This window comes from Vreelandella halophytica (assembly GCF_968193635.1).
On the sequence record NZ_OZ309107.1, the window covers coordinates 2,425,954 to 2,440,049 of the forward strand.

General features: G+C 54.3%; 10 protein-coding genes. 5 read left to right on the forward strand and 5 right to left on the reverse strand.

The annotated features are described in order from the left end of the window. Positions 1-379: 379 nt before the first annotated feature. From ACWHXT_RS11280 to ACWHXT_RS11300, 5 genes are all read right to left on the reverse strand, one after another. Complete coding sequence (locus ACWHXT_RS11280; RefSeq protein ID WP_447955903.1) at positions 380-592, reverse strand: DUF6447 family protein; 213 nt, start codon at positions 590-592, stop codon at positions 380-382. A 79-nt stretch (positions 593-671) separates the two neighbouring features. Further along, positions 672-1,283, reverse strand: coding sequence for a hypothetical protein (locus tag ACWHXT_RS11285; RefSeq protein ID WP_447955904.1), 612 nt, complete (start codon positions 1,281-1,283; stop codon positions 672-674). 185 nt (positions 1,284-1,468) lie between these two features. Next, a complete protein-coding gene (locus tag ACWHXT_RS11290; RefSeq protein ID WP_447955905.1) occupies positions 1,469-1,663 on the reverse strand; it encodes a DUF6447 family protein in 195 nt (64 codons plus the stop codon). A 20-nt stretch (positions 1,664-1,683) separates the two neighbouring features. Next, positions 1,684-2,484, reverse strand: coding sequence for a SapC family protein (locus ACWHXT_RS11295; RefSeq protein WP_447955906.1), 801 nt, complete (start codon positions 2,482-2,484; stop codon positions 1,684-1,686). Between the two features lie 155 nt (positions 2,485-2,639). Continuing rightward, on the reverse strand, positions 2,640-6,107 hold the full coding sequence (locus ACWHXT_RS11300) for a beta strand repeat-containing protein (RefSeq protein ID WP_447955907.1): 3,468 nt from the start codon (positions 6,105-6,107) through the stop codon (positions 2,640-2,642). A 465-nt stretch (positions 6,108-6,572) separates the two neighbouring features. Here ACWHXT_RS11300 and ACWHXT_RS11305 point away from each other — a divergent pair, with 465 nt between their 5' ends. From ACWHXT_RS11305 to ACWHXT_RS11325, 5 genes are all read left to right on the forward strand, one after another. Then, positions 6,573-7,367 (forward strand): ABC transporter permease, encoded by a 795-nt coding sequence (locus ACWHXT_RS11305; RefSeq protein WP_447955908.1) that lies wholly within the window; start codon positions 6,573-6,575, stop codon positions 7,365-7,367. A gap of 187 nt (positions 7,368-7,554) precedes the next feature. Beyond that, the gene (locus ACWHXT_RS11310; protein ID WP_447955909.1) at positions 7,555-8,667 is read left to right on the forward strand and encodes an ABC transporter ATP-binding protein; all 1,113 of its coding nucleotides are present in this window, start codon (positions 7,555-7,557) and stop codon (positions 8,665-8,667) included. A 3-nt stretch (positions 8,668-8,670) separates the two neighbouring features. After that, positions 8,671-9,618, forward strand: a complete 948-nt coding sequence (locus ACWHXT_RS11315; RefSeq protein WP_447955910.1) for a GNAT family N-acetyltransferase — start codon at positions 8,671-8,673, stop codon at positions 9,616-9,618. 94 nt (positions 9,619-9,712) lie between these two features. Continuing rightward, a complete protein-coding gene (locus tag ACWHXT_RS11320) occupies positions 9,713-10,591 on the forward strand; it encodes a PIG-L deacetylase family protein (protein ID WP_447955911.1) in 879 nt (292 codons plus the stop codon). Between the two features lie 76 nt (positions 10,592-10,667). Next, positions 10,668-14,096: a glycosyltransferase gene (locus ACWHXT_RS11325; protein ID WP_447958036.1), complete on the forward strand. Its 3,429-nt coding sequence runs from the start codon at positions 10,668-10,670 to the stop codon at positions 14,094-14,096.

The following is a 14,096-nucleotide window of genomic DNA, read 5'->3' on the forward strand; positions in this document are numbered from 1 at the left end:
ATAAGCGCCTTGGCAGTTAGCTATGACAATAAATGCTATTTAAAACACATCATCAAACCAGCCAGTTAAAACGAGAAGTCATCATAAAACCAGTGCCACGTGATTCGTCGGCAAAAATCAGCCAAATATGATGTACTAATATATAAAAAACGCTGATTTCGTTACCAAAAATACTCGACGACTTTCCATTGGTGAGACGACTAAAATTTAAAGGATCGAGCCATAAAGAGCTCTAAGGGGTCGCATTCACCACCCTGCACCGAGATAAAATTGTGCGGAGTGTAATCCGATGATCATTTAGCAAGCTTTTACTTGATCTTCGCCTGCATACCACGGGTATTAAAAAGCCCTCTATTGATGGAGGGCTTTAGGCATCTCATTAATGCGTTTTCTGCTTGGGAAGTTCCTGCTTGAGCGCGTTGGCATAGGCCGTACGCGCAGTCTGAGCAATGGCCAACTGATGATTGAGCCGCTGAATTTCTTGATCGGTAACGCGGAGGTTCATCAGCTGGTTACGCGCGTTGTCAGACAGGTCATCGAGGTTATATTCACGATTATCGATAGTAACCGTTTGAGATTGTTCCTTCGCCATTGCGAGCTCCATTAGCATAAATAAAAAACCGCACTAGTGTAGCAGTTTATGCAGCTTCAACGAAGCTGTTTACACAGGGCTACGTCGAGACCATATTAGACGCCATGGTACTGAGTAGCCCATCGATGTCCGCCTTCTCAGGTATACGCTGAGAACGGCGGGTCGGATGACGCATACGAAAAAGCTTCACCGTTTTGGCGGTTACCGCCTCCTCCGACCGGTGCGCACGGCAACGCCACTCAAGCACTTGGCCCGACGATGTATCGTGGACCTCTCCCCAGCCTATGGCCCCTTGCCCCTTGGCATAGAGCACCAAGCGGTCCTGTGGTTGATAAAGGTTAGCGGCTTCCAATAGACTCAAATCCAAAGGAGCCGACGAAGACGGCCAGCAAGATTTAAACCACTCGGCCGGCACTATATGCCAAAAATAACGCGACTCCTTCTCTGCATCTGGCGATGTCTCCAGTGCTTGACGAAGCTGTGTTTCCAGAAACTCACGTACGCGATACTGATATTCCAAACGCGTCTGCAATACGCTCATATGTGCGTCGACTTCATGGATATTTACAATGTGGGTCTGCGCCTGCGCAGTCAACGCCCAAGTGGGGTAACGGCGACCATCGAGCGTAATGCTTTTGGGCAATTTTGGCATGACACCTGACTCTAAAGCTACAATGAAGGCAATTTCCAATCGAGTAAACTTCTCTAATGAATTAGAGCCCTATCCCGATTATTTGGTTCAAATGAGTGCCCGGTATGAAAACCACGGACTACCATTAAAATGGCGGCGCGTTCATTAGTCGAATATTTATGAAAAAAGGCCCAAGGGGGGCCTTATAAAAAAACCTTTGATTGACTCGATTGCATCCAATGCAGTTACTCTGGCAAGTCGCCCATTAGCGACTGTGCGTAAGCTGAGCGAGCCGTCTGAGCAATCGCCAATTGCTGTTTCAGCCTGGTAATTTCCTGATCTGCTTGACGCAAATGTGACAGCTGCAGCTTGGCAGCATTATTGAGCTGATCCAGCGAATATTCTACGCCATCTAACGTAACGGTTTGTGTTTCTTGCATATATGCCTCCTTTAAACGTATTAACTATCGAAATCAAAGCTGAAATCGTCTCCGCTATTATCGAACAGCTCTTCAAGATCGACTTTTTGGTCCTCGTCAATCGCTTTTTGACGCAACGTATATAACTTTTGTAGCACTGATAAGCGATGCTCGGATAACAACTGGGTATAAGCCATGGCCAGCGCACCCGTTTGAGCCAAGCTTGCGAGTTGTTCACCGGAGAGCGATTTAAGAGCAGCTTCATGTACGTGGTAAAGCCCCTCTACTCGCGCGTTTTCCTGCTTTTCCCGGGATAGCTCGATCTGCCAAGGGGCTATCAGGCCCGCCTCATCGAGCTGTGCTACCAGACGATTGGTAACCTCGCGGGAGCGCTCCAGATTTTGTAAAAACGCTAGCGTCTTTGTCATCTGATGCGTGGGCTGGCCTTCGGCATCGAAAAAGGGCATGTCGTCGGTATCGGCGTGGGTTCTGAATCCGGGGGCGGCTTCGTCTATACAAAGCACCCACCGCTGAGCCTGGGTATCGTTCATCACCTTAAAAGGGTAAGCGCGGTACATGGCGGGTCGATATCCGCCGATCCAACGCCCGTTAGTATGAACGAAAACGTTCTTCCCCCCTTCCAGCGCTTGTAGCCCTATCAGTTCAAAGGCACCACTCTCACGCCGTATAAATCCTGTCGGCATGGTGGCTACCAGTTCGGGCAACTCCTCCACCACTACGGGCACCACGGGTTGTTCCAAGGCGAACTCATAGCCAGTAGCGGCAAAACCGGCCTCGCGGTGTTGCGAAGCCTGCAAAGGAACGTAATGCGACATCGTCATAGACTTCTCCAAATGGGCTCATACTACCACAGGTGCAAAGTACTTCGAAAAGTAGCGGCGTTTCAAATAAAAAACCCCGATCCAAGGATCGGGGTTTTGTCTGTTACCCAAGCAGCAAAAGCTGCCGCTTGGGCGTCAACACAACACCAGCGCCGTTAGGCAACCAGAGAAGCGTCGTCCAGACCAGTCAGAGAAGCACCAAAGTCGTAGGTGCCGATCAGCTGCGCATTAGTTGCAACGGCTGAGCCAGCGCCGTCGGCGGTCTGGCCAACAGTCACATCCCATGCTTGGTAACGACCTTCGTTCAGACCGTCTTGAATCATCAGCACGGAATCGTAGGTGTTACCAACAAACTCACCGCCACCAATGGTGGCCAGGCTGGTGTTTGCACCCAGAGCACCGAAGTCGGTGTCACCTGTGCCGTTCAACGCCGCCAGCAGGTTACCGCTGGTCATGCCGTTGAACACTGAGCCAGTACCATCAAAGTCAACGATGGATACGCTGTTAGCAGACAGAGCGCCCGACGTATCGGCAACTGTGTAGCCGACCAGTTCCTGCGACTCAACGCTACCGCTGTTGCTGGTCAGCGTGTTCAGGTAAGCAGAGAAGTCCAGCAGATCTGCACCAGCATTTACGCCAGCGTCATCACCGTCATCACCGTCATCAGTGTTATAAACGCTATCGAAGTTAACGATAGTGTTAACGCCGTTGTTGTAACCGGTGAACTGGACGGTTTCGCTGCTGATGTCGTTAGAAGACAGAACGATTACGTCGTTACCTGCACCAGCATTAACGATGTTACCGGTGTTATCAGCGATAGACTGAGTACCAGTCAGGTCTGTGCCATCGCGCTGTGCCAGCACGCTGGAATCATCGCTACCGACCATGCCCGATACGCTGTTCGCTGCCGCAGTAGAACCGTCGATGACGGACTGCAGATCAACGGCCAACTCAGAGTTGTTTGCTTCTTCACGAATGGCAGAAACCAAACGCTGATCAGCGTTAGTGCTTTCACCAACCTGGTAGTTGTTGAACACGTTGATAGACAGGTCTTCAGCGGAGAACTCACCATCGATCATGGAGCGAATCACAAGGCTGTTGTCCGGACCAAGCTCGGCTTGCAGCAGCTTGTTCAGCACGTAGTTGCTGTTGATCGCCTGCATGATAGCCGCATTGACGTCAGTCTGAGTACCGAAAACACGGTCGCCCAGAATGTCGTTCAAGCTAACGGTGCTTTCAAAACCGTTCTGGTTTGCAACCGCTGCACCGCTGGTCAACGCACCACCAGCTGCCGCGCCAGAGAAAGCAACCGTTACTTGTGCATTAGCCAGCAATGCAGGTGTAGAACCCACACCAGAGGCGAGCTCAGCAGTGTTGCCACGCAGGTTGTCGAAATCACGTGTGCCATCGGCATCTGCCTGAGTATTTACTACCCAAGTAGCAGCCAGCGATTCGTCAGTCATCAACGACGCGCCGCTGTTATCGGTGTAGATGGTGTCAGCACCGGTACCAGAAGTGATGGTGATACCACCAGCGCCTTCGGCCCATACGGTGTTGTTACCGTTACCCGCGTTGATGTTGACGTTCTGCTGCAGGTCCTGCTGGTTGGGCAGGTTGTTGCCACCAGTATTCACAGCGATAGTGTGAATGGTGTCATCACCTTCACCGGTGTTGATCGCCAGTGAGAAACCGTTGAACTCAGCCGCCTTGTCGTGCGAGTAAGCTACGGTAACGGTGTCGTTGCTGCCTGCATCGTTAGCCGTGTTGTACACGTGCGCACGTGCTTCGGCGTTCGGCACCCAGTCACCGCCATCGCGGTTGAGGCCTGCTACACCGGTAACGTCCAGGTTCTGGCCAGCAAAAGCAGTCGCGTCGAAGTTGTAGACGTTGCCTACGTTTTCGATGGACAGATCACCCTGAGCCGCACCAGAAGTCACTTCGATCTGCTCGAAGGCAACACGGGTTTCGGTGCCAGTATTGAAAGCACCATGACCCATACCGGAAGCTGAGAACACTTCAGCCACTTTACTATTGCGATCAACTTCCAGGTTCAGCTTCTCGACAACGGTACCGGAGTTCGACATACCACCGATGGTGACATCGCCCGCGGTGGAGCCACGGCCAGCATTATCGAGAACCAGGTTGGTTTCGATCAGGTTGCTGGTGGATGCAGGATCGACCGGTTGAGCGTTACCTGCTACCAGGAAGCCGTCTGCAACGGGCTCGATGGCGCGCTGAGTGAAGTTCACGTTGCTGAACGCGTTACCGTCTGCGTCAGTAACCAGGATTTCCTGAGCAGTGAACGGCAGGTTAACGGTGTTGCCCGCAACGGTTACTTGCTCGTAAGGCGTAGACAGAGCAACGTTGACACCGCCCTGGCCTACAGCAGAGAGCTCGGCACGCAGTGCTTCTACCAGACCGGCATAGGTGCCGTCAGTAGAGCGGATACCTTCGAGGCTGACAACTTCGTCGCCCAAGCTGAAGCTCAGGTTCAGGTCAACGTTGGCCAGCGGCGTAGTCGGGGTCTCGGTGCTAACGTCCGCGATGCGAACCTGTAGCTGAGAGTTAACCTGAGTAGACGGCGCACGTACCAGAGACTGGCTTTCGAACGCACCGCGCAGGCCAGAGTCGAAATCAACGTCGCGCATACCGAACGTCACGTCTTTGGTGATGTTCAGGTTAGAGCCGTTCAGGTTGACACCCGAGAACGTCATGTCGCTGCGGCTGAAGTTGGACCAATACTCTTCGACGTTGGCCATGCGCGTTGCGTCGAGCACAACGTTGCCACCGTCAGTAGTATTGCTTTCCAGGGCTTCGATGTAAACTTCCTGGATGTTTTGCGTGATCGGACGCGGAGCCTGGTTCACACCGGCATCAACTTCGTTGTCCTGGATCATGGACGCTTCGATGGTGTTACGGCCACCGGCACCGTCCAGACGATCACCAGTAGACAGTGCGTTGGAGATCGCACCGTTCTGGTTCTGACCTACGTCGGCCAGGAAAGTATCGTTATTTTCGGTACCAACAACGTTATCGCGACCGTCGGTCAGAACGTAGGTTTCACCCTGAACACCCGGATCGACCGGCTCTTCTGCTTCAAACTCACCGATAGCTGCAACGGCTGCGGTTACAGAGGCTGCGTCAGCGGTTACGTTGCTAATCAGGTTCGGCAGAGTTTCGCTGCTGTAACCTTCGATACCGCTGTTCAAGTAGGCATCGCTAACGGCGATTTTGTTGCGCAGTACGGCAGCAGCTTCTTCCAGACCTTCCGGAGGCGGAGTCTGCAGCAGCTTTTCGCCGATTTCGATGAGCACCTGACCTTCAGGTACGCCGTCGTTCAGACGTTGATTGATGAATTCAACGCCGCGATCGTAGCCAACGGTACCTTCTTCCAAGCCAACACGGCTCAGAACGAGATCGATTTTTTCGTCACGGGTAGCGTCTTCCGGGAACTGGCTAGTGAATGCGCTGGTGGCAGCCAAGCTGGTTCCGAGAGCGTAAAAACTGGGGTTTGCTTCGATAGCTTCTTCAAAGCGCGCCAGGGACGCTTGGTCCGGCGCATAGTTGAACATGAAAGATGTAACACCTAACAAGTTCATTTTTTGCTGTGCAGTAATAGCCATTGAGTTAGAACTCCTTGCATTCTTGACAACGTTGTCGGGCTACAGTCCTGAGCCCCGCTTACGCACGTTAGCATAAGCTCAGGCACCTCACCACTGTGCTGCTTGCGGTTTTGCGATATCGCCACAGGATAATAACAGTTTTTTCTTATCAGCCAATACAAATTAGCTAAAACCTGCAAGGCAACATCCCGGTAATATGCCTATTAAGCCAGCTCCATGCAAGCCAACCCTAATAACAAGCAACGCTATAAAGGCTATTTTTTATTGCATTTTTGACATATATCACGCCAATCAAGGCATGGGGAAAGCCCTCTGTGCCAATTGGACAGGGCATTCAAGCCACAATACAGCAATAGGTCGTAGATGCGCTGCGGTCCTACCTCAAAGTAGAGTTACTCGTGGGCCGGTTGGCACCTGTTGAGGGTAAAGGTAAGATAGCGCCCTTTATCAACTCTGGAGCTCGCCTTGGCTGCTAACCATTTTCTTCGCCACCTACATCTATTATGGCAGTTCACCTGTCGAGATGTTTCAGGGCGTTACCGGGGCTCGCTGCTAGGCTTGGGATGGACCCTTCTCTCTCCTTTGTTGATGCTGGGCGCCTTCACTCTGGTATTTTACGGTTTTTTCGACCTCAAGTGGCCTGTGGAGGCAACCGGCACGCCGCAAATGGACTTTGCACTGCAGGTGTTCGTAGGACTTCTATCGTTTAACTGGTTTGCCGAGGTAGTCAATCGCGGTCCGGTACTGATCACCGGCCAGCCAAATTTGGTTACCAAGGTAGTTTTTCCCCTCCCCCTCTTGGCGTTTTCCTCAGTGCTGGCGGCAAGTTTTCAGGCACTGGTCAGCCTCATTCTTCTTCTATTGATCACTGCGTACCTGGTAGGCGTTAACGTTACCTGGATCGGTCTGCCGCTGGTCATCGTGCCCTTTGCGGCAGTGCTGGTAGGTATTTCGCTGTGGCTTTCTGCGCTTGGCGTTTACCTGCGTGACATTGGCCCCTTCATGGCGCTTTGCACGTCCGTTTTGATGTTTCTCTCGCCGGTTTTCTATCCGTTATCCAACGTGCCGGAACAGTGGCAGGCAGTTTATTTGATGAACCCGCTTGCACTGTTGATTACCCAGCTTCGAGATGTAATTTTCATGGGTGCCTGGCCAAGCCCCAAGGTGGTATCTGGCCTGACTCTGGTAGCAGGCGCGCTGCTAGCCAGCGGTGCCTGGGCGTTCAATAAGCTACGCGGAGGCTTTGCCGATGTGCTCTGATACAACGCATGAGAGTATAGATGTCCCACGGCAAGACTTTTCAGGTCCTGCTCTACCTCCTGCGATTTCGCTCAAAGGAGTCAGCAAGACGTTTTACCGCTATGAGCGCCCTATCGACAGGCTGCTTTTGCAGTTCAAGGCACTTAGTAAGCGTGCAAGGTTCGATACCATTAGCGGCTTGAAACCGATGGATTTAACGGTTGAGCGTGGGGAAGTCGTCGGGCTGGTTGGCCGTAACGGCGCGGGTAAATCCACGCTTTTACAGCTGGTTTGCAACACGCTTTCGCCTAGTACTGGTGATGTGTGCGTTAACGGTAAAATCGCGGCGCTGCTGGAGCTCGGCTCTGGATTCAACCCTGAGTTCACCGGGCGTGAGAACGTCTACATGTCGGCAGCCATTGCTGGGCTTAGCCGTCGCCAGGTACAGGATAAGTTCGAAGAGATCCATGAGTTTTCCGGCATCGGTGATTTCATCGACCAGCCGGTCAAAACCTATTCCAGCGGTATGTATGTGCGCTTGGCGTTTGCCGTAGCCACCAGTGTCGAGCCGGATATATTGGTGGTAGACGAAGCGCTTTCGGTGGGCGACGGCGCCTTCGCTCGCAAGTCCTTCGACCGTATCATGGCGCTACGCGATAGCGGTGCGACTATTCTTTTCTGCTCACACTCGCTCTATCAGGTTGAGAACTTATGCGAGCGCGCGCTCTGGATAGAAGGTGGTGAAGTGTTGGCGGACGATATTCCGTCGGTCGTTATTCCCCGCTACGAGCAGTTCTTGATGGGCGAGAGCGACCAAAGCCGCGGGGTGCGCGATAGCGCCGTCGAAGAACAGCGACGTGTCATCCCTCAAGGCAGTGCAAGACTCTTAAGCACCAAAGTACTTATCGATGGTACAACGCCTGACGCCCGCTATCCGGCCATTAGCGGAGAGAGTTTGCTTGAAATCGAAATTCAGTTTGCCAGTGATCCAGCTTTAGCTTGCCCAGGCGTGGCGGTCACCATTTCGACGCCTGCGGGACAGATCGTCACTAGCTCAGGCAGTTGGGAAGAAGGTGTTACCCTTGATCGGAATGAAAGCGGCGAAGGGCGTATCGCTATCAGCTTCCCCCACCTTTCGCTTTTGAAGGGGGAATATCACGTAGGAGCGTACCTTTTCTGCGAGCGGGGCCTACATAGCTACGAGTGGGTGGACCCCATTAGCGGATTTCATGTGACTCAGAATAGCGTCGCCCGCGGCGTAGTGCGTCTTGCCCATCAGTGGCAAGCGCTGCCCCCCGACAGCAAGCTTGAGGCGAACTAAGGCATGTGGCAAACACGCTGGGCCACCCAAGAGGACCTACCTGCCCTACTAGCACTATTCGAGCGCGCCTTTGGCCATAGAGTGGATACCGATACCTGGCAGTGGAAATACAGCCAGGCAGCCTCCCCGGGTGTAGTATGCCTGGATGGGGAGAGAGTGATCGCGTTCAACGGCGGCATGCCACGTCGCGGAATCGTTAATGGCTTGGCGTGCTCCATCGTACAAATGGGCGATGTGATGGTCGACCCCGCTTACCGGGGAATATTGACCCGCAAAGGCCCATTTTATCAGGTAGTTAACGCGTTTTTTAAAGAAAAGGTGGGCGAACATCTCGCCTATCGTTTCGCCTTTGGCTTCCCTCACGCCCGCCATGCGCGCCTCGGCGCAGCCTTGAAGCTTTATTGCACCACTGACCAAATCCTTGAAGCGGTATGGCCTTCGCTTGGCCGTCGACGCTTGTTAACGACTGCCTTACCGATCACGGCACAGCACGCGCTTACGGTGGATAAACTTTGGACACGTATGGCCAAGGGGCTTTCAGGCAATGCAGTAGGCGTACGTGACTGGGATTGGCTTTCCCACCGCTATATCGATGCTCCCGAGCGCGGTTATCAGTGCTGGCTGGTTATCAACCGCTTGACCAGACAACCTCTTGGTGTATGTGTACTGCGCCAACACGATAGCGAAACCGTCGAACTTTTGGACCTGATCACACCAATCGAGCACTTGGCCGACATAGTGACTTGCGCGCAACATCTTACGGCGCGAATGGGATCGTCTCGTATGATCGCTTGGCTGACCGCAAGCGTCGCTGAAAGTCTCGAAGAGACGGCCCCTTCTATAGCTCCTACCGAGGTGATAGTGCCTGGCAGCCAAGTGAATGGATTGACACTTGGTATGGAGGTAGAGCATCAGTGGTGGCTTATGGGCGGCGATACAGACTTTCGCTAGCGGGCGGGGATTTCTCCCAGCTTTATAAAAGGACAGTTCGATGAGAGAAGCCTGGTACGTTCCTTATCAAGCGAGCGCTCTACAAGGAGAGCGAGTGCTCGTACTCGCCCCCCACCCGGATGACGAAGTATTCGGCTGCGGGGGTGCGTTGACACAGTTGGCCACCCAAGGTGCAACCATACAAGTGGTCATTGCGACCAAAGGCCCCGATGCGAAGATTCGCTCGTCGGAGTCGCTCGAAGCCGCCAAACTTTTGGGCTATCCTGCGCCGCTTAACTGGGATTTTCCGGACCGAGGCCTTGAGCAAAAACGCGACGCGCTGACACAGCGGCTTTTGCAAATGCTTGAAGAATTCCAGCCGGATCTTTTATTAGCCCCCTCGAACTGGGAGATGCATCCGGATCATCGCGCCGCCTGTGACGCAGCCTTGCGAGCCGGCGAACGTTATACGAACATCCACGCGTTGACCATCGCCCTGTATGAAATCGGGGTACCTTTAAGCGTTAACCAATTAGTGGATATCTCGGACGTAAGCGAGCTAAAAGCCCGTGCCATGCAATGCTTCGCCTCACAGCTAGCTGAGCAACGTTATGCTGAACAGATAAGCGGACTTAATCGCTACCGCAGCTACACGCTAGGACTTTCAGTAACGCAAGCCGAAGCTTTTCACGTCGTTCAGGCTACCAAGACACTTAGCGAGGTAACGCTACCCTCGGTTCAGGATCAGGCCCTTTGGCGCTGCGAAGCAGCCCTTGTACAGGCGCAGCATGAACACGCCCAAGCATTCGAGGCGTTGAAACAAAAGCTTGTGCAAGAAAACAGGGCCCTTTCAACGCAAGCCGATGAAGTAAAAACCGCGCTTTCAAAAAGCGAGCAGGCACGTCAAAGCGCTGAGCAAACGCTGCAGGCCATTTACGCCTCGCGGGGTTGGCGCTGGCTTACGCGTATAAAATTATTATTAGGGCGCGGCTAAGCGCGTTATTTATTTTAGGAAGTTTATGTCAACGTCTCGCTCGACCTCCCCTCGCGTTAGTCTGCTGATTCGCAGCATGGATCGCGATCACCTTCATTGCGCACTGGCTGCAGTAGAAGCTCAACGTTACCCCTGCATAGACATTCTTGTAGTCAACGCAAAAGGCGAGCCCCACAGCGAACTGCCCAAGTTGAGTGTGCCCTGCCGGTTAATCGAAAGCGCTACACCGCTTAAAAGAGCCGAGGCAGCTAACGCGGCGCTCGAGCAAGTACGATCCCCGCTAGCGATGTTTTTAGACGACGACGATTTGATCGACCCCACTCACCTCGAGCGTTTGGTGGATGCCCTGGAGGCCCAACCCGATGCGCCTGCGGCATATACGGGTGTGCGTCTCGAAAAAACCAGCGGCGAGACGGTATCCACCTCGGATTCACCCTGGGTGCCGGGGGAGCTTTTAGTCCATAACACATTGCCCATTCACGCCGTGCTGTTCCGCATGGCGGTGGTGCGGGAAAATGGCTATCGCTTCGATACGCAGTTTATCGAATTAGAGGACTGGGATTTCTGGCTACAGCTCTCGCGCCAGGGCGATTTCCTCCACGTTCCGGGTGTGAGCGCCACCTACCGGCTGGCACTGGGGGAATCGGGGCTGTCACAACAGCGGGATTTACACACTTATCAAAATGCGCGCAGCGCGATATGGCAAAAGTGGCTACGCCATGTAGACGAGGCAATTTTACAGAACGGCTTGGCCTCACTGATCGACCGTTTAGAGCAGCTTGAGTGGGACACTGGGCAGCTTCACGCCAGCGAACAAAGCCTTCATCAGCGCGACCACGAGCGCCAAGGCCAATTACTGGAGCTACGAGAGCACTACGAAAAACTCCAGGCTCTGCACCACGAGCTGCAACAGGCTCACGGCGGCGCCTGGGAGAAACTGAACAACTTGGGCCAGGAGCACGAGAAAACACTCAAGCAACACACGGCACTGCAACAAACGCTTCAAGCGCGCGATGAGGCGCTCGAGAACCTTCAGGCCACTCATCAAACGCTCCAACAAGAGCACGCCCAAGCATACGAACGTTTGGCCGGCGCCCAGCACGCCCAAGCAGAGCTTGAACAGGCCTATGCAGAGGCTAACCACCGGCTTCACTTGCTGGGAGAGGAACTGCACGCGCTTCGCCACTCGCGCTCTATGCGTTTGACCAAACCACTACGCTGGCTGACCGAGCAACTTCGCCGCCTGCGCTCGGGCTCGTTCAAAGCACAGTTTGCTGCACACGACGACCTCCCGATTGCCCGAGCCAAACAGAAAAAGCCCGTGGGCGCGGTGGATCTTATCGTTCCAGTGTACAAGGGGCTCGATGAAACCCGCGACTGCCTGGAAAGTATTTGGTCATCCACGCCTTCTCATGCTTACCGCCTGATCGTGATCAACGATTCCAGCCCGGAACCAGAGTTGACCGAGTGGCTTCGCGAGGTAGCTAAAACAAAGCCGATGCTATTGTTGGAAAACGAGGAGAACCTCGGTTTCGTGGGTACCGTCAATCGGGGTATGACCCACTCGGAAAGCGCAGACGTGGTGCTAATCAATAGCGATGCCGAAGTAGCCAATGACTGGCTGGACCGTCTGATCAACGCAGCCTACCGCCCTACCACACGCCCGGTTGCTAGCGTTACGCCGTTTTCCAACAATGCGACTATCTGCAGCTACCCGCGCTTTTGTGAGGATAACACCCTACCGGATGGTTTCGAGCTGCCCGAAATCGACCGGCTGGTGGCCAACGCCAACGAAGGTCAGGCGGTGGAGATTCCCACGGGCATCGGCTTTTGTATGTATATCCGCCGCGAAGCGCTCAATGACGTTGGTCTGTTCGATGTCGAAAACTTCGGCAAAGGCTACGGTGAAGAGAACGATTTCTGCATGCGTACACTCAAGGCGGGCTGGTGCCATTTGCACGCGCTGGACGTTTTCGCTTGGCATAAAGGCAGTGTGAGCTTTGGAGACAGCCAGCCCGAGCGCGTGACCAAAGCGCTCCAGGTCCTCCACGAATTGCATCCAGACTACGAGTCACGTGTTCACAAATTCATCGGCGAGGACCCGGCGCACCAGGCGCGTTTGAATATCGACTTGGCCCGCCTGAGAGGTAGCCAGAAGCCACGAATTCTGATGGTAAACCACCAGCGAGGTGGCGGTACAGAGCGCCACTGCCAGGAACTTTCCGAAACCCTGGAGCACGAAGTCGAGTGGCTGATGTTGCGGCCAAGCCCGGTTGGTGGCGCCCGGCTTACCATGCTCAATGAAGCCGAGTCCATGGCATTTGACTACGTATTACCCGACGCTTTCGATGAACTTGTCGAAATGCTAAAAGCCCTTGGCGTCGTACACATTCACTTCCACCACTGGCTGGGCTTTGACAAGTGCATTCACGCGCTTTCCAAAGCGGTCGGCACGACCCAGGATGTGACGCTTCACGACTACTACGCGGTGTGCCCGCAAATATCGTTGACACCGATCGATCACCGCTACTGCGGCGAAAAAGGGGTAGAACAGTGCCAGCGCTGCCTGGCCGAGCAGCCCGCACCTGATGGCAGCAGTATTACCCAGTGGCGCGAGCGTCACGCCAAGTGGCTTTTGGCCAGTGACCGTATAATTACGCCAAGCCAGGATGCGGCAACGCGTTTCAAACGCTACATACCTGAGCTTGAGATCGAGGTCGCGGTTCACCCCGACCAGGAAAAGCTCACCTACCAAGCCCCGACCTGGCAGGCGCCCAAAGAGAACGAGCCGCTGCGCGTGGCGGTGATTGGCGCGCTTTCCATCATCAAAGGAGCCGACGTACTAGAGAGCGTAGCAGCGCTGGCGGCCAAGCAAGAGCTTGGTATCGAGTTCAAGCTCTTCGGATTTGCGTATCGCTCCCTGAAGCCGCTGCCCAACCTGACTGTGACCGGGCCTTATCGTGACGACGAACTGCCGACACTTATTAGCGAGTGGCAGCCGCACATCGTTTGGTTCCCGCCGCTATGGCCGGAAACCTATAGCTATACACTGAGCACTTGCCTAGCGCTTGGTTTGCCCGTGGTGGCCAGCAACTTGGGTGCGCTGCCCGAGCGGCTGCGTGAGCGCCCCTACTCCTGGCTATTGGAGTGGGATAGCTCCGCGCAGCAGTGGTGCGAGTGGTTTACCACGCTCTCGTCTCGCGTAGACGCCACCATTCAAACCGATAAGCCCGTGGATGCGTGGTCTTCGAAACACGCGGACTTCTATGCAAAGCGCTATCTGGAACTCGTCGCCCCGGCCGTGCCCCCTGAGAAACTGGCAAAGCTTCCCTCACACTGGCAGGACCACGCCGCCCTGAAAGACTCAACCACCATGCGCGTGCGCAAGGCCATGGTCTCCACGCTTTACTGGCTACGTGCCCAGCCGCTTTTGCGCGGGCTTTCGCGCCACGTACCTGCCGGGTGGCAGCGCCGGGTGAAAAGCCGACTACTCAGGGAGCCATAG

Excerpts from the sequence above, each read along its gene's own strand:
- ACWHXT_RS11300 (WP_447955907.1), bottom strand. The coding sequence starts at position 6,107 with ATGGCTATTACTGCACAGCAAAAAATGAACTTGTTAGGTGTTACATCT.
- ACWHXT_RS11310 (WP_447955909.1), top strand. The coding sequence starts at position 7,555 with ATGGATTTAACGGTTGAGCGTGGGGAAGTCGTCGGGCTGGTTGGCCGT.
- ACWHXT_RS11315 (WP_447955910.1), top strand. The coding sequence starts at position 8,671 with ATGTGGCAAACACGCTGGGCCACCCAAGAGGACCTACCTGCCCTACTA.
- ACWHXT_RS11295 (WP_447955906.1), bottom strand. The coding sequence starts at position 2,484 with ATGACGATGTCGCATTACGTTCCTTTGCAGGCTTCGCAACACCGCGAG.
- ACWHXT_RS11290 (WP_447955905.1), bottom strand. The coding sequence starts at position 1,663 with ATGCAAGAAACACAAACCGTTACGTTAGATGGCGTAGAATATTCGCTG.
- ACWHXT_RS11325 (WP_447958036.1), top strand. The coding sequence starts at position 10,668 with ATGGATCGCGATCACCTTCATTGCGCACTGGCTGCAGTAGAAGCTCAA.
- ACWHXT_RS11280 (WP_447955903.1), bottom strand. The coding sequence starts at position 592 with ATGGCGAAGGAACAATCTCAAACGGTTACTATCGATAATCGTGAATAT.